The following is a 16537-nucleotide window of genomic DNA, read 5'->3' as shown; positions in this document are numbered from 1 at the left end:
GGTGTGCAGTACGGAACCTGAGCGTGTATGGGAGTTTGCGCCTTCGGTGAAACGGCACATGGCCGTTTGCTCTCCTGCGCCGGCCATCGTAGCGGCCCGGGCGCGGCGCCCCCAGCGGGCTAACCCTCAGACCATGAACACGCTCTCAGGGCGGGGCGCTGGGTGCATGCTCAGGGGTAGACCGCTTCGCCCAGGTTGAGCATGAGGCGGTTGGCCCAGGCGAACAGCGCGGCGGCGTGCACCGTGTCCAGGATTTCCAGGTCGCTCAGGCCCGCGGCGCGCAGCGGCGCGAGGTGCTGCGGCCCGAATGCACCGGGCGCGCGCGTGAGCGCGGCGCTGGCCTGCGCCAGGGCGCGCTCGCGGGCGTTGGTGCCGGCGCTGTCGGGGTCGGTGAAGATCTGCGCGATCACGTCGTTGCGCTTGGCCAGCTGCTCGAAGCGCTGCGCATGCACCGACGCGCAGTACACGCAGCCGTTGATGCGCGAGACCACGGTGGTGGCCACCTCGCGCTCGGCGCGCGGCAGGCCGCCAGGCGCATACATGATGGCGTTGAACGCCTCTGAGCGCTCGGCCAGCACGCGGGGCTGGTGCGCCAGCACGAGGTAGAAGTCCGACGTGCGTGCCTTGGGGTGGCTTGCGTCCAGCACGGCGTTCTGCTCGGCGCTGGCGGTGGCGGGGTCCACTACGGGCAGCCAGGCCTTCCAGTCCAGCGTCTCGCTGGTGTAGCCGGCCAGGCGCAGCGGCTCGCCGGGCGGGGGCAGGTTGGCGGGGTGCACGAAGGGCGCTTCTGGCGTTGTGGCGGCAGCGACCGGCTTGGCTGCGGTGCCCGCGGGGCCGAGGGCGGCCAGCGCCGCCACGCCGGCCACCAACCGCGCCTGGTAGGCCACGAAGCCGATGAGCTGCGCGAGCAGCACCACGTCCGGCGTGGCGAGGCCCGCCTGGGGCAGGGCGAGCAGGGCCGCGCGGTCGGCCGCAGCGGGCTGCGTGGCCAGCAGCTGCGTGAAATGCGTGATGGCTTGCCAGCGGGCATCCGCCGCGGGGGCGGGCAGGCCGGCCAGGCGCGCGCCGTAATGGTCGGCCAGCGTTGCCACGCCGCTGGCGGCCGCCACGGCCTGGGCCACGGACAGGCGCTCGGCCAGCGCCAGGCCCCCGGGCAGTGCTGGCGCGAGCAGCAGGTCTTCGCAGGCCTGGGTGGCGGTGATGGCCTTGGCGCGCTGTTGGCGCGCGGCCTGGGCATGGGGGGCATGGCCCAAACGGGCGAGCTGGTCGATGGTGTCGGTCATGGCGAAGGCAGGATGCGTTGGGAGGTGTCGGCGGGCGTCCATTCGTCGCCGAGCAGTTCGGGCTCGGCATAGGCCTGCAGCGCGGCGAAGTGGTGCTCCACGTCCTCGCGGTACAGCAGGCCGGCGATGCCGCTGGCCAGGCGCCGTGCGCCGTCGCTGATGGCGGGAATGTCGCCCGACACCGTGCCGTGTGACAGCGCCGCGGGGTAGCAGAAGCAGTGGATGCGGTCCAGGCCGGGGCAGGCGCCGGCGGCTTTCTCGCGGAATTCGAACACCGGGCCGAGGTCGGGCGAGTCGGACAGTTCGCGGTCTTCATCGCCGGCGGGCGGCTGGTAGCGCTCGCCCCAGGTGCGCACATGGCGCGCAAACGGCGCGAACTCGGGCTTTTGTGCCCAGTCGATCACGAAGCCTGTGGCGAGGACCAGGAAGTCGAACGCAAACGTGCCCTTGGCCGTCGCCACGTGCAGCGCGTCGCCCACCTGCGTGACGCCCTGCACCGCGCAACCGAAGTGGAAGAACGCATGGGCGTGCCGCGACACGCGCAGCGTGCTGCCGTGCGGCGGCGGCACCTGCTGCACGTTGATGTAATGGCGGATGCGCCACTTCCATGCGTCGGGCAGGTCGTGGTGCCCCTGCGTGAGGCCGGGCACGCCCGAGCCCTTGGACTTGTTCACCGTGGGCATCACCGCGCGGCGCGCGATCAGGTCCACGCTGGCAGCGCCGCATTCCAGCGCCGTGCCGGCGCTGTCCATGGCGGACGAGCCCATGCCGATCACGCCCACGCGCTTGCCCTTGAGCGTGGCGTAGTCCAGCACGTCGGACGAATGCGCCCACAGGCCGCCCTGCGCGGCGTGGGCCACGCCCCGCATGAACGCAGGGACCTGCGGGCCGCCCAGGCCGTCGCGGCCCGTGGCCAGCACCACGCGGCGCGCCAGCCAGGTGGCGTGGCCGGCGGGGGCCTGCACGTCCACCGCCACCAGGCCGTCGGCGCGTGGGTGCACGGCGGTGACGGTGTGCTCATTGCGCACGTCGGCCTGCGTCACGCGGCGGTACCAGCGCAGGTAGTCCATCCACTGCAGGCGCGGGATCTTGTCGAGCGCGGCCCAGGCCTCGCGGCCCCACTGGGCCTCGAACCAGGCGCGGAAGGTGAGCGAGGGCACGCCGAGCGCGGGGCCGGTGAGCTCCTTGGGCGAGCGCAGCGTGTCCATGCGCGCCGTGGTGGCCCAGGGGCCCTCGTAGTCGGCGGGCGCGCGGTCCAGCAGCACGGCGGCAATACCCTGCTGCGCCAGCGCCATGCTGGCCGCCAGGCCGGCCTGGCCGGCACCGATGATGAGCACGTCGGTGACGGGCTGCCCTTCATGGGCGCGTGGCGGCAGCCATGCGCGGGCACGCCAGTTGAGGGTGAGCAGGTCGTGCCGCAGGCGGTCTTCGAGGGCGGCCAGGCCGGCCGCCCCCAGGGGAAGCGAAAAAGACATGGAGGGCGTCGAAGAAAGCGTGGAGGGCGAAATCAGTCGATGCTGATTTTGGCGTCCTTCACCACTTGCGCCCACTTCGCGCGGTCCTTGTGGACCGTCTGGCGGAACTGCTCGGGCGTTTCGATGCGCACCGTGTTGCCCTGCGACTCGAAGCGCTGGCGCACGTCGGGCTGCTCCAGCACCTCGCGCAAGGCGGTGTTCAGCTTCTGGACCACGGCTGGGTCGGTGCCCTTGGGCGCGAAGATGCCGAACCAGATCGAGCTGTCAAAGCCCTTGGTGCCGGGCAGGCCGCTGGCGCCGATGGGCGGCACCTCCTTCACGGCCGCCACGGGCTTGGCCGTGGTCACCCCCAGCAGGCGCACCTTGCCGGTCTTGTAGTGCGGCAGCACGGTCTGCACCTGGTTCATGATGCAGCAGGTCTCTCCACGCAGCACCGAGGTGATGGCCTCGGGCCCACCTTTGTAGGGCACGTGCACCATGTTCAGGCCCAGGCGCGCATTCAGCTCGGCAAAGGCCATGTGCGTGCCCGTGCCGTTGCCGGTGGATGCGAAGTTGTACTTGCCCGGGTTGGCGCGCACGGTCTCGACGAACTCCTTGAGGTTCTTGGCGTCGATCACCGCGGGGTTGATGGTGAGCACGTTGGACACGTCGATCAGCGGGGCGACGGGCACGAAGTCGGCCTCCACGTCGAACGGCAGGTTCTTGTAGAGCGCGGCATTGCTGCCGTGCGTGGCGGCCGTGCCGAAGGCCAGGGTGTAGCCGTCGGCCTTGGCCCGGGCCACGTACTCACTGGCGATGTTGCCGGCCGCGCCGGACTTGTAGTCGATGACCACGGGCTGGCCGAGTTTCTGGCCCAGCGGCTCCTGCACCGCGCGCGCCACCACGTCCACGCCCGATCCGGCCGGAAAGCCCATGATCAGGGTGACGGGCTGCTTGGGCCAGTCCGTGGCCTGGGCGAGGGCGGATGTGACGGTCAGCAGCGTGGCCAGGGCGGCGGTGGCGTGGCGCAGGAGAGGCATGGCGAATTTCCTTGTGATGGGTCAGTGCAAGGCGGCGCCCTATCGTGTAGGCACAGCCGAAACACGCCCATTGTGGAGAAATTCACATGCGCACGCGCTATATGCATATGGACGGCCCGTCGCCGTCCCGGGCCATGCTGGGCGCGGACGACCGGCGCTCGGCCGTTCATCTCCGGTAGGGGTTGTCGGGCCGGCGGTCGTGGCGGTTGGGCACGCCGTCGCCATCGCGGTCCCAGCCGCCGCGCACGAAGCGCCATTGGTCACCGCGCTGCACCCAACGCGGCTGGCGGTAATGGTGGCCGTGGCGCACCTGCATCCACTGGCCGGGCACCCACACATGGCGGTGGCCGCGCCATTCCCAGTGGCCCTGCGACCAGACCATGCCGCGGCGCGGCGGGGGCACGCGCTCGTAGCGTGGAGGCGGTGGCGCGTGGTATTGCACCGCGTAGGCGGGCGGTGCCGAGTAGTGGGGCGTGCCGGCCTGGATCACGACGGTGGCGTTGGTGGCCGCATGCGCGGCGCCTGCCAATGACAGCAGGGCGACGAGGCTGCCGGCTGCGGCAAGGGTGGTGGTGCGGACCATGGCGTTCTCCTGTGTTGTGGGATGCGGCGCGGGGCGCTGCGGGAGACTCCATGCTGCGGGCCGCAGGTCAACGTTTCGGGCGCGTTGTTGCATCCCCGGCAAAGGTTTGTGAGCAGGTGTGACGGCGGCCTTTCGGCGGGCAGGACTCAGGTGCTGGTAGGGCTGAAGCCCTTGTCAGCGAAGCGGTACAAGCTCCTTTTTCAATAGTGAGAGAGGCGCGACCAGTGCGCGACCAGTGCGCGGCGAGGCGCCGCGGTGCTTGGCGCACCGCCCGCCACGCCACGATTGCTTGCATGTACCGTGGGATTGACCCCTCTGGGGCCGCCCCCCAAGATCAAACACCGCACACGGCTTGGAGAACTGGCGGGCTTGCATGGACACACCCAACTGGGCCCTGGTGGCCAATGGCTCGATGGCGCGCCTGCTGGAGCTTGACCCTGCGGCAGCCACGCACTGGACGGAAAGGCAATGCCTGACGCATCCGGCCGCCCGCCTGCATGGCAGTGCGGCGGGGCATGAGCCGCCCGGACATTCGATCGCAGGACGCAGCGGTCTGGCGCCGCGCAGCGAGGCCGCCGCGCAGGAGCGGCGCACCTTCGCGCGCGAGGTGGCCCACGCGCTGCGCGAGGCCGTGTTCGCGTCCAACCCCTTCCTCGGCGAGCTGATGGAACAGCTGGATGGTGTCACCCATCAGCGGCTGGTGGCCAGCCATGCAGAGGATCTGACGCACATGAGCTTGCAGGAGCTGGCGCGGCATTTGCAGGCGGAACGCGGCGGCTGACACGGCCCCGGTGTGAGGACCGACCATGCGCGCCATGGTGCTGGACGGACCCGGCCAGCCGCTGCGGCTGGCGGAGGTGCCGTGCCCCGTTCCGCAGGCAGGCCAGTTGCTGCTGGCGGTGCAAGCCTGCGGCGTGTGCCGCACGGACCTCCATCTGCGTGACGACGAGCTGCCGGATGCGGTGTGGCCCCTCGTGCCGGGGCATGAGATCGTGGCCCGTGTCGCCGGCCTGGGGCCGGGCGTGCGGGGCTGGCGGCAGGGACCGCGGGTAGGCGTTCCTTGGCTGGGGTGGACCTGTGGGCACTGCCGGTTCTGCACCAGTGGGCGCGAGAACCTGTGCGTGCAGGCGTGTGGGGGCGACGGATGGTCCAGTGTGGGCACCGCGAAGGGGGAAGTCAATGGCAGGCCGACTGCGTCGGGTTTTGGGTGTTTTAAGGCGCTGGCACCCGTCCATCAAGCGCCATAAGCTATTAATAAAGGAGCATCACGGCCTTGCGGTGCGGCGCATCTGGGCAAAGGCCTCGAACTCCCAGCTGCGCATGGCCAGCAGCAGGGTGTAGCCCTCGCGCTCACGCTCGGGCAGGCGCTGGTCGGCCAGGTGCTGCTGCGCGAAATCCTGCGCCACGCGCTGCAGCCGCTCGGTGAACGCGGGCGCCAGGCTGCGTGCGATGGAGCCGTGCACCAGCAGCACGCCCTCGCCCGGCGCGTCGAAGCCGCCGTTGAAGTAGTCCAGCAGTGCATGGTCGCGGAAGTAGTGCATCACCGGCCCGTGCGGGCGCCAGCGGAAGGTCTTGGCAAGCTTCAGGCGGTAGCGGTTGAGCGGGCGCAACTCGATGATGCCGATGCGGTCGAGCTGCGCCAGGTACTGGATGCCCTCGGCCTCGCTCAGCCGGTAGGTGGTGGTGATCTGCTCCAGGGTCCACTGGCTCAGCACGCAGATCGCCATCAGCAGCAGCTTCTTGTCGGCCACCACGGCCTTTTCCTGCTCCTGCGTCAGCTCGCTCAGCAGCGGCTGGCTGTCAGCCACGCGCCGCGCCAGGTCGGCAAAGTCCAGCCGCAGCACGCGGCAGATGGCGTCGATGCGCGACAGCGGCATGTCGCCCTTGGCCAGCATGCGCTTGACGCTGGACTCGGCCATGCCCAGCGCCTGTGCCAGGCTGGCATAGGTCATCTGGGCGGACTTGAGTTCCTTCTTCAGGGCGATGACGAGGTCGGCGGTGGTGCTCATGGGGTGCTGGAGGTGAAAAGTATCGAATGGCGATACCCTAAGTGTGATCCAAGCCACCAAGGCCCACAAGCGGCTGGCCTGTGCGGGCTTTGTGCGCACAATGCGCGGCACCTTCACACCCCAGCACACCGCATATGAGCGCGCAGCACCCCGTGACCTTGTCGCCCACCGCCCAGCCTGCCGAGGCGGCGGCGCACCCCAACCAGTTCGCGCTGCTGCGTCAGCGCCGCTTCGCGCCGTTCTTCTGGACGCAGTTCGCCGGCGCGGCCAACGACAACCTGTTCAAGTTCGCCTTCACGGTGATGGTGACCTACCAGCTCAGCGTGTCGTGGATGCCGCCGGCGCTGGCGGGACTGGTGATCGGCGCGCTGTTCATCCTGCCGTTCCTGCTGTTCTCGGCCACGGCGGGGCAGCTCACGGACAAGTACGAGAAGACGCGCATCATCCGCTTCGTGAAGAACCTGGAGATCGCCATCATGCTGGTGGCGGGCGCGGGTTTCGTGGCCGGCAGCGCGGCCATCCTGCTGGGCTGCGTGTTCCTGATGGGGCTGCATTCCACGCTGTTCGGCCCCGTGAAGTTCGCCTACCTGCCGCAGGCCTTGAACGAGCGCGAGCTGACGGGCGGCAACGGCATGGTGGAGATGGGCACCTTCGTCGCCATCCTGCTGGGCAACGTCGCGGGCGGTCTGCTGGTGGCGCTGCCGGGCATCGGCCACACCACGGTGGCGGTGGCCTGTCTGGCGCTGGCTTTGCTGGGCCGCCTGGTGGCGCAGTTCATTCCGCCGGCCCCGGCCACCGACCCGGGCCTGACGGTGAACTGGAACCCGGTCAGCGAGACGTGGCGCAACCTGAAGCTGGCGCACGGCAACACCGTGGTGTTCCGCTCGCTGCTGGGCATCTCGTGGATGTGGTTCTTCGGCGCGGTGTTCCTGTCGCAGTTCCCCAGCTTCGCCAAGGACGTGCTGCATGGCAACGAACAGGTGGCGTCGCTGCTGCTGGTGGTGTTCTCGGTGGGCATCGGCATCGGCTCGCTGCTGTGCGAGGTGCTCTCGCGCCGGCATGTGGAGATCGGCCTGGTGCCGCTGGGCGCCATCGGCATGAGCGTGTTCGCCATCGACCTGTACTTCGCCTCGCGGGCCCTGCCGCCGTCGGAGGTGCTCACCCTGGCGGCCTTCGCGGCGCAGCCCGCGCACTGGCGCGTGATGGCCGACCTCCTGCTGCTGTCGCTGTTCGCGGGCCTGTACAGCGTGCCCATGTACGCGTTGATCCAGATGCGCAGCCAGCCCACGCACCGCGCGCGCATCATCGCCGCCAACAACATCCTCAACGCGCTGTTCATGATCGCCAGTGCCGTGCTCGCGGGGGCGCTGCTGTCGGCGGGCTTCACGGTGCCGCAGATCTTCCTGTTCACCGGCATCGCCAATGCGGTGGTGGCGTTCTACATCTTCCTGCTGGTGCCCGAGTACCTGCTGCGCTTCGTGGCCTGGGTGCTGTCGCGCTGCATCTACCGTTTCAAGGTGCGCGGCGACGAGCACATTCCCACGGAGGGCGCGGCCATCCTGGCCTGCAACCATGTGAGCTTCGTCGATGCCGTGCTGCTGATGGCGGCCAGCCCCCGCCCCATCTACTTCATCATGGACCACCGCATCTTCCGCATCCCGGTGCTGGGTGCGCTGTTCCGCCTGGCCAAGGCCATTCCCGTCGCGCCGCAAAAGGACGATGCCGCCACCTACGAAGCCGCGTTCGAGCGCGCGGCCCAGGTGCTGAAGGACGGCGACCTGCTCGCCATCTTCCCCGAGGGCGGCATCACGCGCGACGGGCAACTGCAGGCGTTCAAGGGCGGCATCATGAAGATCATCGAACGCGCGCAGGCCGACGGCGTCCAGGCGCCGGTGGTGCCCATGGCGCTGACCAACCTGTGGGGCTCGTTCTTCAGCCGCATCGAGCAGGGCGGCGCCATGGTGCGGCCGTTCCGCCGGGGCATGTTCAACCGCGTGGGGCTGAACGTCGGCGCACCGCTGCCGGCTGCCGAGGTGCAGCCCGCCCTGCTGCGTGAGCGGGTGGCGGGGCTGCTTCAGATCAGCGCCTGAGCCAGCAGGCGCCCCAGAGCCTGCGCATCCGCTGCGGCTTCAGCCGTTGCGAAAAAGAAAGCTGTACGCGTTCAGGGCCGGCACGCCGCCCAGATGCGCGTACAGCACCTTCGATCCGGCCGGGAATTCGCCGTTGCGCACCCGCTCGATCATGCCGTGCATGGACTTGCCCTCGTACACCGGGTCCGTGAGCATGCCCTCCTGGCGAGCGCACAGGCGGATGGCCTCCAGCGTGCCTTCATTGGGCAGGCCGTATTCCGGGCCGCCGTAGCGCGTGTCCAGCACCACATCCTCGGCGGTGATGTCCTGGCCCAGCTCCACCAGATCGGCGGTGCTCTGCGCGATGCGCAGGATCTGCGCGTGGGTCTTCTCGGGCGTGGCCGATGCGTCGATACCGATCACCCGGCGCGCGCGCCCGTCGGCGGCAAAGCCCACCACCATGCCCGCCTGCGTGCTGCCGGTGACCGAGCACACGACGATGTAGTCAAACCGAAAGCCCAGCTCTTTTTCCTGCTGGCGCACCTCTTCGGCAAAGCCGACGAAGCCCAGGCCGCCATAAGGGTGCTCGGAGCAGCCAGCAGGAATGGGAAAGGGCTTGCCGCCGGCCTGCTTCACGTCCGCCATGGCCTGCTCCCAGCTCGGGCGGATGCCGATGTCGAAGCCCGCCGCGTCCAGGCGCACGTCGGCGCCCAGGATGCGGCTCATCTCGATGTTGCCGACGCGGTCGTACACCGCGTCGCTGTAGTTGACCCAGTTCTCCTGCACCAGCACGCACTTGAGTCCCAAATGCGCGGCCACGGCGGCCACCTGGCGCGTCTGGTTGGACTGGATGCCGCCGATGGACACCAGCGTGTCGTAGCCGCCGGCAATCGCCTCGGGGATCAGGTACTCCAGCTTGCGCGTCTTGTTGCCGCCGAAGGCCAGGCCCGAGTTGCAGTCCTCCCGCTTGGCGTACAGCTCTACCTTGCCGCCCAGGTGCTGCGACAGGCGCTTGAGCGGCTGGATGGGCGTGGGGCCGAAGGTCAGGGGATGGCGGGGGAATTTCTGCAGGTTCATGGCGGTGTTCCGGTCGATGGGGAAGGTGCCTTGCATCGTAGGAAAACCGCGCATTAACAGGGTTGTGAAATAAGATGATTTCAAGAATCAAAAAAAGTACTCAACGCCAAATAGCAGTATTTCATTTCTCCAATCAAGCCATGGCCGCAATAAAAAAACGCAACGTGAATGCCGCGGCAGAGGGTGCCGAGGTGGACCGCACCGACCGCGCCATCCTGCGCCTGCTGCAGCGCGACGCGTCGCTGTCCAACGTGGCCCTGGCGGCCAAGGTGCACCTGAGCCCGCCGGCCTGCCTGCGCCGCGTGGAGCGGCTCAAGCGGCTGGGCTTCATCGATGGCGTGGTGGCGCGGCTGAACCCGCAGGCGGTGGGTGCGGGCATGCTGGTGATGATCGGCGTGGTGCTGGACCGCTCCACGCCCGAGTCGTTCTCGGCCTTCGAGAAGGCGGCGGCCAAGATCTCGGGCTGCATGGAATGCCACGTGGTCACGGGCGAGTTCGACTACTTCATGCTGATCCGCACGCGCGACAGCGAGAGCTTCAACCGCCTGCATGCCGAGCAGCTGCTGTACCTGCCGGGCGTGCGGCAGGTGCGCTCGTTCATGGTGCTGCGCAACGTGCTGTCCACCACCGAGCTGCCGCTGGCGATCTGAATGCGGTATCGCATGGCGATACTTTTCGCCGCTGGATAGGTTACTGCGTCGGAATATCGGCTGCTTTGGCGCCGCGCGGCCGCAGCATCCGCCCCGTGTTCAACCAACGCCTGCGGGCACCGACCACCATGCATTCCTCTACCCCCACCCTCCAGCGCGACACGCGGGCCTGGCAGTTCCAGGTGTGGGCCTCGTTCGGCATCGCCGTGTTCCTGTGCGCCACCGGCCTGGCCTGGCTGCCGGGCGAGCGGCTGGAGGTGGCCTTCATGTTCATGGGCTACGTGTTCTGCCTGTCGGCGGCCTTCATGCTGGCCAAGTTCGTGCGCGACAACCAGGGCGCGCGCCGCGGCGCCGGCCAGGGTGGTGGCGACACCCCGCTGTGGAAGCTCGTCGTCTGGGGCGGCTTTGCCGTGGCCATGGGGCTCACCGGCTGGGGGCTGTGGGGCATGGCGATCAGCGCCACCTACAAGGCCTTTTTGGGCGTGAGCTGGCTATACCTCATCACCTGCGCGTTCACGCTGGCCAAGATGCTGCGCGACCGCCACGAGGCGGATCTGGCCGACGCCCGCCTGCGCAGCCGCCTGCAGGCCCGCACCGAGGCCGCTGAATGATGCCCGCCGCGCAGGAGACCCACATGCCAACCTTTTTTCGCAAAACCTTCGCCCCCGCGCTGCTGGCGCTGGGCCTGCTGTGCGGCGCGGCGCTGCCGGCGCGGGCGCACAGCGAGGCCTCTGCCGCGCTGTCGCTGATGCCGGTGGCCTCCGTGGTCGTGGCCGCGGGCGGGGCGTCCGCGGCGGCGGGCGCCGTGGTGGCCCTGCCGGCGGCGCTGTCGGTGGGCGGCGCGGTGCTCACGGTGAAGGCCGTGCAGGCCTCGGCCACGGGCACGGTGTACCTGCTGGAGCGTGCGTCGGACGGCGCCCAGGCCAGCGTGGAGGTCTCGGGCCGCGCCGCCGGTGCCGCCAGTGGTGCCGTGGGCACGGTGCTCACCTGCACCGTGATTGGCACGGGCGTGATCCTGTCGGCCGCGGGCGAGGTGCTGGCCTTCGTGCCCAACGCGCTGGGCCGCGCGCTGCTGCACAACGAAAGGCTCTGACCATGCGCACCCTGCACTGGATCGCGGCCGCCGCCCTGGCACTGGCGGGCGTGGCGGCGCATGCGGGCCGCTCCTGCGAGCCGCGCCAGCCCACGGCGCAGACCATCGCCCAGGGCATGCAGCTGGCGCAGCAGACGGCCCAGGCGCTGGACGCCAGCGGCGCCCGCGTGGTGGTGCTGGCGCGCGCGGGGCAGGACTTGTCCCGCTACGGCCTGCGCTACTCGCACCTGGGCTGGGCCTACAAGACGCCCGAGGGCCCGTGGCGCGTGGTGCACAAGCTCAACGACTGCGGCACCGGCGTGGCCGCCGTGTACCGCCAGGGGCTGGGCGAGTTCTTCCTGGACGACCTGTGGCGCCACGAGGCCGTGTGGGCCGTACCCACGCCCGCCGTGCAGCAGGCGCTGCTGCCCGTGCTGGCCGACGGCGCGCGCGCCACGCGGCTGCACCAGCGTGCCTACAGCATGGTGAGCTATGCGTGGGGCACGACCTACCAGCAGTCCAACCAGTGGGCGCTGGAGACCCTGGCCCTGGCCATGGAGCCCGAGCGCGCCCAGACCCGCGCGCAGGCCCAGGCCTGGCTGCGGCTGCAGGGCTACCAGCCCACGGTGCTGCGCATCGGGCCGCTCACGCGGCTGGGCGGGCGCATGACGGCGGCCAACGTCGCCTTCGACGACCATCCGCCCGCGCAGCGCTACGCCGACCGCATCGAGACCGTGACGGTGGACTCCGCCCTCGCATGGCTGCAGCATGCGCGGCTGGCGGGCGCCCCGCAGGTGCAGGTGCTGGGTCCGGAGAAGTTTTAAGCAAAAATGGGCTCCTGCGCTTATCCATAAAGCGCGAGCAGCTGCTATTTCAATAGCAAACATCGTGAGGGATCACACATGAGCAAGGCATTGCGACTGTCGGAGAAATGGTTTCGCCGCGGCCTGTGGCTGGTGGCGCTGGTGTTCGCCAGCTTTCTGATCGGGCTGGGCGGCACCATCGTGGGCGACCTGCCCAAGGTGGAGGCGCCCCTGCAGCTGGACGACTTCCTGGACCGCAACGCCGCCCAGGCGCTGCGCGCCCAGGTCAAGGAAGCGCGCCAGGCCGAGCAGGAGGCCCAGACCGCGCTGGAGCAGGCCCGGCTGCAGCACGCCAAGGCGCGCAGCGAGACGCAGGCCGAGCGGGAGACCTTCAGCAACTGGCTGGCCGCACGCCGCGCCACCCAGCGCGCCGAGCACGACCCCGAGGTGATCGCGCGCACCCAGGCGCTGGACGCCCTCAAGGCCCAGGAGCGCCGGGCCCAGCAGGCCGTGCAGGCACAGGACCAAGCCCTGCTGGATGCGCGCCAGGCCGCGCAGGCCGCGCAGCAGCGCCTGGGGCGCCTGGAGCAGGGCGGTTACGAGAAGATGGCCGCCGAGCGGCGCAAGGTGGAGCTGCGCGTGTTCCTCTACCGCCTGGCGCTCACGCTGCCGCTGCTGGTGGCGGCAGGCTGGCTGTTCGCCAAAAAGCGCAAGAGCACCTGGTGGCCGTTCGTGTGGGGCTTCATCTTCTTCGCGGTGTTCGCGTTCTTCGTGGAGCTGGTGCCCTACCTGCCCAGCTATGGCGGTTACGTGCGCTACGTGGTGGGCATCGTGGTCACGGCGCTGGTGGGGCGCTACGCCATCCTTGCGCTCAACCGCTACCTGGAGCGCCAGAAACAGGCCGAGGCCCTGCCCGAGCAGGAGCGCCGCAAGGAGCTGGGCTACGACGTGGCCCTGGCGCGCCTGGCCAAGGGCGTGTGCCCGGGGTGCGAACGGCTGGTGGACCTGAAGGACGGGGTGACCGACTTCTGCCCGCACTGTGGCATTGGCCTGTTCGACCGCTGCGGTGCCTGCGGCACGCGCAAGAGCGCCTTCGCCCGTTTCTGCCATGCCTGCGGGGCCGGTGCGGCGCCGTCCGGGGTGGCCTCGCCCGGTGTGGCCCCTGCGGGTGCTGTCCCCTCGGGCATGCCGCCCGCCGGCGCGGCCCCCACCGGTACGCCTCCCCACGGTGCGATGCCCGGCGCGGCAGGGAATCGCTAGGCGCAGGCCTGGTGCAGGTCCAGCGCGTTGGCAGCCGCCGCGCCGCTGGCCGTGTTGTCGAAGATGCACCACACGCTGCGCGCTGCCAGGGTGGCGACCCGCAGCCGTGCCGCAAGCGCGTCGACCAGCGCCGCGTCATAGGCCGAGTAGTACACGCGCGGTGCGCCGTGCAGCCGGCAGTAGACCAGGCCGGGCCAGCCGCCGGGCACTTCGCCGCCCGCGTGCAGCACCGGGTCGGCCAGCACGCGGCCGGCCTGCCAGGCGCGCAGCAGCGCGTCGCCCTCCGGCGTGAACCAGCTGGCGTGGCGCGGCTCCACGGCAACGCTGCGGTGGGGATGCCGTTCGCGCAGGCCGCGCAGGAACGCCTCGGCGACGGGTCGGTCGAGCCGCAGGCTGGGCGGCAATTGCACCAGCAGACAGCCCAGGCGCTCCCCCAGCCCCTGCACCTGTTCCAGGAAAGCCTCCAGCAGCGCGTCCGTGCCCTTCAGGCGCGCCGTGTGCGTGATGCTGCGTGGCAGTTTGACGCTGAAGCGGAACGCTGGCGGCGTGGACGCGGCCCAGCGCTCGTACGTGCTGCGCTGGTGGGGGCGGTAGAACGATGAATTGATCTCCACGGCGGGCAGCCGGGCGGCGTAGCGCTCCAGGTGCGAGCCTTCGGCCGGGAACCGGTGCCGGCTGCCCTGCGGCACGTTCCACCCCGCGGTGCCGATGTGCAGCGGTGCGGCCGTCGACGGTCGGGTGTCCATCGCGCCAGCATAGGAAGGATGGCGCGGCGCCGCGCGCGGAATGCGCCGGCCCTCGCCGTCAGCCGCCGCCTACGCGGCGCTATACGCCGCGTGCGCGCTCGGCCTTGAAGCGCGCGCGGAATGCGCCGAACTGGCCGGCCTCCAGCGCTTCGCGCACCTCGCGCATCAGGTTCAGGTAGTAGTGCAGGTTGTGGATGGTGGTGAGCATGGGCCCCAGCATCTCGCCGCAGCGGTCCAGGTGGTGCAGGTAGGCGCGCGAGAAGCCGCCGCGGCCCCCGTCGTTCCAGCTTACGCCCTCGGTGCCCGCGCAGGCGTGGCAGGTACAGCTCGGGTCCAGCGGCTGGTGGTCGGTCTTGTGGCGGGCGTTGCGGATCTTCAGGTCGCCATAGCGCGTGAACAGTGTGCCGTTGCGCGCATTGCGCGTGGGCATCACGCAGTCGAACATGTCCACGCCCTGGGCCACGCCCTCCACCAGGTCCTCCGGCGTGCCCACACCCATCAGGTAGCGGGGCTTCTCGCGCGGCAGGCGGTGGGGGGTGTGCGCCATGATGTCCAGCATCTCGTCCTTGGGCTCGCCCACGCTCACGCCGCCCACGGCGTAGCCGGGGAAGTCCATCTCCACCAGGGCTTCGAGCGATTCCTGGCGCAGGTTCTTGTACATGCCGCCCTGCACGATGCCGAACAGCGCGTTGGGGTTGCCCAGGCGCTCGAATTCATTCTTGGAACGCACCGCCCAGCGGCGGCTCATCTCCATGCTCTTGCGCGCCTCGGCCTCGGTGGTCTTGTGGCCGTTGGTCTCGTAGGGCGTGCACTCGTCCAGCTGCATCACGATGTCGCTGTTGAGCGTGGTCTGGATCTGCATGCTCACCTCGGGCGACATGAACAGCTTGTCGCCGTTCACGGGCGAGGCGAAATGCACGCCTTCTTCGGTGATCTTGCGCATGCTGCCCAGGCTCCAGACCTGGAACCCGCCCGAGTCCGTGAGGATGGGCTTGTCCCATTGCTCAAAGCCGTGCAGGCCGCCAAAGCTCTGCATCACGTCCAGGCCGGGCCGCATCCACAGGTGGAAGGTGTTGCCCAGGATGATCTGCGCGCCCATCTCGCGCAGGCTGCGCGGCATCACGCCCTTGACGGTGCCGTAGGTGCCCACGGGCATGAAGATGGGGGTCTGCACCACGCCGTGGTTGAGCGTGAGCGTGCCGCGGCGCGCGTGGCTGGAGGTGTCGGTGGCCAGGATTTCAAACTTGAGCATGGGCGCGATTGTCCCAGACTGCACCGGCGGGGATTGGTGCCCGTGGCGCCCCGCGCGGCCTACACTGACCCTATCGACACAGCATTGCAAGGAGGTGCCCCCATGTTCCGAATCCTGATCGCCGTTGATGGCTCCGAACTCGCGCTCGACGCCGTGCGCCATGGCGTGGCCCTGGTGCGCCGTGGCGGCCTGCAGGCCACGCTGGTGCTGGGCCACGTGCAGGAAGAGGCCTCGCTGATCGAGCTGGCCACGCAGGGCGCGGACGCTGTGGCCGCCGCGAGCGTGGAGGCGGGCCAGCACCTGATGGCGTCGGCCGTGGCGATGGTGGAGGCCGCGGGCGTGCCGTATGAGACCGAGATCGGCCTGGGCCCCGTGGCGGCCACGCTGGTGGACATGGTGGAGCGCTGCGGCTGCGACGCGCTCATCATCGGCGCGCGCGGCCTGGGCGGGCTGCGCGGCACGCTGCTGGGCTCGGTGTCGCAGGCGCTGGTGCAGCAAAGTCCCGTGCCCGTCACCGTGGTCAAGCATGCGGAGCCGGAGGAGCTGCCCGAGGATGACGACCAGGACGACGACCTAGGCGCGCAGGACTGACACCAGAAACAACGGGTCCCGCGGGACCCGTTGTGCTATTGAATCAAGAGCTGCTGGCGCAGAGGAGAAGGGCGTTCAGGCCGCTTTTTTCCATTGCTGCGCCGCGCGCTGCAGCTTGCCGTGCGGCAGGCTGGCCAGGCGCGTGAACATGCGCCGGCAGTAGCCGCTGATCCACAGGCATTTGTTGAGCTCGTCCACGGGCAGCGGGCCGGAGACGACCACGATGTCGTTGGCCACGTCCGCCGCGCCTGCGGCGCGCAGGCGCCGGCGCGTGTGCGTGGCCCAGGACTGGATGCGTGCCGGGCTGCCGTGCTGGTGCACCTCGCCGGTATGCAGGTCGAAGGCAATGGCCACGGTGTCGGTCTTGAGCTTGAAGCGACGCTCGCCCGTGACTGCGCTGGGCGTTTCGCGCATGTCGTACAGGTAGTAGCTGCCGGCCTTCAGCTGGTATTGCAGGTCCATGGTCGTCGTCCTCCGGGCTGCATTGTGCGGACGGCGCTGGCCGGTGATGGGGCGAATACCGCGCGAAAGCAGGCGCTTATTGCGCAGGGCGCGGGCCCGCCCCCGGCGGCGCCGGGGTGCGCCCGATTGTGTCGGCGCACCGCGGCGCCTTCAACCCGCCGGCCCGGTCAAAGGGTAACCGGTTGT

17 protein-coding genes and 1 pseudogene are annotated in these 16537 nt (G+C 69.8%); 9 read left to right on the top strand and 9 right to left on the bottom strand.

Translation table 11 applies throughout. The features are described 5' to 3' along the window. Positions 1 to 170 precede the first annotated feature (170 nt). From K2L43_RS17125 to K2L43_RS17110, 4 genes are all read right to left on the bottom strand, one after another. Positions 171 to 1283: a peroxidase-related enzyme gene (locus K2L43_RS17125; RefSeq protein ID WP_220638101.1), complete on the bottom strand. Its 1113-nt coding sequence runs from the start codon at positions 1281 to 1283 to the stop codon at positions 171 to 173. Further along, the gene (locus K2L43_RS17120; RefSeq protein ID WP_220638100.1) at positions 1280 to 2758 is read right to left on the bottom strand and encodes an NAD(P)-binding domain-containing protein; all 1479 of its coding nucleotides are present in this window, start codon (positions 2756 to 2758) and stop codon (positions 1280 to 1282) included. Before K2L43_RS17120 ends, K2L43_RS17125 begins: the two co-directional genes overlap by 4 nt. Before the next feature lie 32 nt (positions 2759 to 2790). Continuing rightward, complete coding sequence (locus K2L43_RS17115; protein ID WP_011806970.1) at positions 2791 to 3777, bottom strand: tripartite tricarboxylate transporter substrate binding protein; 987 nt, start codon at positions 3775 to 3777, stop codon at positions 2791 to 2793. Between the two features lie 166 nt (positions 3778 to 3943). Next, the gene (locus K2L43_RS17110; protein WP_103738087.1) at positions 3944 to 4360 is read right to left on the bottom strand and encodes a YXWGXW repeat-containing protein; all 417 of its coding nucleotides are present in this window, start codon (positions 4358 to 4360) and stop codon (positions 3944 to 3946) included. A gap of 373 nt (positions 4361 to 4733) precedes the next feature. Here K2L43_RS17110 and K2L43_RS17105 point away from each other — a divergent pair, with 373 nt between their 5' ends. Both K2L43_RS17105 and K2L43_RS17100 read left to right on the top strand, forming a co-directional pair. After that, positions 4734 to 5141 carry a host attachment protein gene (locus tag K2L43_RS17105; RefSeq protein WP_011806968.1) on the top strand — a complete coding sequence of 136 codons (408 nt, stop codon included), beginning with the start codon at positions 4734 to 4736 and terminating at the stop codon, positions 5139 to 5141. Positions 5142 to 5166: 25 nt separating this feature from the next. After that, positions 5167 to 5520, top strand: a pseudogene (locus tag K2L43_RS17100) (alcohol dehydrogenase catalytic domain-containing protein); the annotation flags it as partial. A 105-nt stretch (positions 5521 to 5625) separates the two neighbouring features. On the opposite strand, the gene K2L43_RS17095 reads toward K2L43_RS17100, so the two are convergent. After that, positions 5626 to 6369: a helix-turn-helix transcriptional regulator gene (locus tag K2L43_RS17095; RefSeq protein ID WP_047349278.1), complete on the bottom strand. Its 744-nt coding sequence runs from the start codon at positions 6367 to 6369 to the stop codon at positions 5626 to 5628. A 134-nt stretch (positions 6370 to 6503) separates the two neighbouring features. Here K2L43_RS17095 and K2L43_RS17090 point away from each other — a divergent pair, with 134 nt between their 5' ends. Further along, positions 6504 to 8459, top strand: coding sequence for an MFS transporter (locus tag K2L43_RS17090; RefSeq protein WP_220638099.1), 1956 nt, complete (start codon positions 6504 to 6506; stop codon positions 8457 to 8459). A 39-nt stretch (positions 8460 to 8498) separates the two neighbouring features. Here the strand turns inward: K2L43_RS17090 and K2L43_RS17085 are convergent, their stop codons facing one another. Next, entirely contained in the window at positions 8499 to 9515 is a 1017-nt protein-coding gene (locus K2L43_RS17085; RefSeq protein WP_015914408.1) for a 1-aminocyclopropane-1-carboxylate deaminase, read from the bottom strand. A gap of 140 nt (positions 9516 to 9655) precedes the next feature. Here K2L43_RS17085 and K2L43_RS17080 point away from each other — a divergent pair, with 140 nt between their 5' ends. From K2L43_RS17080 to K2L43_RS17060, 5 genes are all read left to right on the top strand, one after another. Then, positions 9656 to 10165: an Lrp/AsnC family transcriptional regulator gene (locus tag K2L43_RS17080; protein WP_015914407.1), complete on the top strand. Its 510-nt coding sequence runs from the start codon at positions 9656 to 9658 to the stop codon at positions 10163 to 10165. 128 nt (positions 10166 to 10293) lie between these two features. Further along, a complete protein-coding gene (locus K2L43_RS17075) occupies positions 10294 to 10776 on the top strand; it encodes a YiaA/YiaB family inner membrane protein (protein WP_015914406.1) in 483 nt (160 codons plus the stop codon). A gap of 23 nt (positions 10777 to 10799) precedes the next feature. Next, the gene (locus tag K2L43_RS17070; protein WP_220638098.1) at positions 10800 to 11258 is read left to right on the top strand and encodes a hypothetical protein; all 459 of its coding nucleotides are present in this window, start codon (positions 10800 to 10802) and stop codon (positions 11256 to 11258) included. Positions 11259 to 11260: 2 nt separating this feature from the next. Beyond that, positions 11261 to 12061, top strand: a complete 801-nt coding sequence (locus K2L43_RS17065) for a DUF2145 domain-containing protein (RefSeq protein WP_220638097.1) — start codon at positions 11261 to 11263, stop codon at positions 12059 to 12061. 78 nt (positions 12062 to 12139) lie between these two features. Then, complete coding sequence (locus K2L43_RS17060) at positions 12140 to 13300, top strand: serine endopeptidase (protein WP_220638096.1); 1161 nt, start codon at positions 12140 to 12142, stop codon at positions 13298 to 13300. Here the strand turns inward: K2L43_RS17060 and K2L43_RS17055 are convergent. Continuing rightward, positions 13297 to 14046: a DUF72 domain-containing protein gene (locus K2L43_RS17055; protein ID WP_220638095.1), complete on the bottom strand. Its 750-nt coding sequence runs from the start codon at positions 14044 to 14046 to the stop codon at positions 13297 to 13299. The genes K2L43_RS17060 and K2L43_RS17055 overlap by 4 nt on opposite strands. Before the next feature lie 79 nt (positions 14047 to 14125). Next, a complete protein-coding gene (tgt, locus tag K2L43_RS17050) occupies positions 14126 to 15298 on the bottom strand; it encodes a tRNA guanosine(34) transglycosylase Tgt (RefSeq protein WP_220638094.1) in 1173 nt (390 codons plus the stop codon). Positions 15299 to 15400: 102 nt separating this feature from the next. Between tgt and K2L43_RS17045 the strand changes: the two genes are divergently transcribed. Beyond that, positions 15401 to 15889 carry a universal stress protein gene (locus tag K2L43_RS17045; RefSeq protein WP_088888240.1) on the top strand — a complete coding sequence of 163 codons (489 nt, stop codon included), beginning with the start codon at positions 15401 to 15403 and terminating at the stop codon, positions 15887 to 15889. Between the two features lie 75 nt (positions 15890 to 15964). Here K2L43_RS17045 and K2L43_RS17040 read toward each other — a convergent pair whose 3' ends face one another. Further along, complete coding sequence (locus K2L43_RS17040; RefSeq protein WP_011806955.1) at positions 15965 to 16351, bottom strand: hypothetical protein; 387 nt, start codon at positions 16349 to 16351, stop codon at positions 15965 to 15967. Positions 16352 to 16537: the final 186 nt, after the last annotated feature.

The organism is Diaphorobacter sp. MNS-0 (assembly GCF_019602835.1).
Taxonomy (GTDB): Bacteria; Pseudomonadota; Gammaproteobacteria; order Burkholderiales; family Burkholderiaceae_C; genus Diaphorobacter; species Diaphorobacter nitroreducens.
The sequence above is the reverse complement of the archived record's forward strand: the minus strand, read 5'-3'. Positions and strand labels throughout refer to the sequence as shown.

Excerpts from the sequence above, each read along its gene's own strand:
- K2L43_RS17080 (WP_015914407.1), top strand. The coding sequence starts at position 9,656 with ATGGCCGCAATAAAAAAACGCAACGTGAATGCCGCGGCAGAGGGTGCC.
- K2L43_RS17090 (WP_220638099.1), top strand. The coding sequence starts at position 6,504 with ATGAGCGCGCAGCACCCCGTGACCTTGTCGCCCACCGCCCAGCCTGCC.
- K2L43_RS17070 (WP_220638098.1), top strand. The coding sequence starts at position 10,800 with ATGCCAACCTTTTTTCGCAAAACCTTCGCCCCCGCGCTGCTGGCGCTG.
- K2L43_RS17105 (WP_011806968.1), top strand. The coding sequence starts at position 4,734 with ATGGACACACCCAACTGGGCCCTGGTGGCCAATGGCTCGATGGCGCGC.
- K2L43_RS17060 (WP_220638096.1), top strand. The coding sequence starts at position 12,140 with ATGAGCAAGGCATTGCGACTGTCGGAGAAATGGTTTCGCCGCGGCCTG.
- K2L43_RS17055 (WP_220638095.1), bottom strand. The coding sequence starts at position 14,046 with ATGGACACCCGACCGTCGACGGCCGCACCGCTGCACATCGGCACCGCG.
- K2L43_RS17115 (WP_011806970.1), bottom strand. The coding sequence starts at position 3,777 with ATGCCTCTCCTGCGCCACGCCACCGCCGCCCTGGCCACGCTGCTGACC.
- tgt (WP_220638094.1), bottom strand. The coding sequence starts at position 15,298 with ATGCTCAAGTTTGAAATCCTGGCCACCGACACCTCCAGCCACGCGCGC.
- K2L43_RS17125 (WP_220638101.1), bottom strand. The coding sequence starts at position 1,283 with ATGACCGACACCATCGACCAGCTCGCCCGTTTGGGCCATGCCCCCCAT.
- K2L43_RS17110 (WP_103738087.1), bottom strand. The coding sequence starts at position 4,360 with ATGGTCCGCACCACCACCCTTGCCGCAGCCGGCAGCCTCGTCGCCCTG.
- K2L43_RS17120 (WP_220638100.1), bottom strand. The coding sequence starts at position 2,758 with ATGTCTTTTTCGCTTCCCCTGGGGGCGGCCGGCCTGGCCGCCCTCGAA.
- K2L43_RS17040 (WP_011806955.1), bottom strand. The coding sequence starts at position 16,351 with ATGGACCTGCAATACCAGCTGAAGGCCGGCAGCTACTACCTGTACGAC.
- K2L43_RS17085 (WP_015914408.1), bottom strand. The coding sequence starts at position 9,515 with ATGAACCTGCAGAAATTCCCCCGCCATCCCCTGACCTTCGGCCCCACG.
- K2L43_RS17075 (WP_015914406.1), top strand. The coding sequence starts at position 10,294 with ATGCATTCCTCTACCCCCACCCTCCAGCGCGACACGCGGGCCTGGCAG.
- K2L43_RS17095 (WP_047349278.1), bottom strand. The coding sequence starts at position 6,369 with ATGAGCACCACCGCCGACCTCGTCATCGCCCTGAAGAAGGAACTCAAG.
- K2L43_RS17065 (WP_220638097.1), top strand. The coding sequence starts at position 11,261 with ATGCGCACCCTGCACTGGATCGCGGCCGCCGCCCTGGCACTGGCGGGC.
- K2L43_RS17045 (WP_088888240.1), top strand. The coding sequence starts at position 15,401 with ATGTTCCGAATCCTGATCGCCGTTGATGGCTCCGAACTCGCGCTCGAC.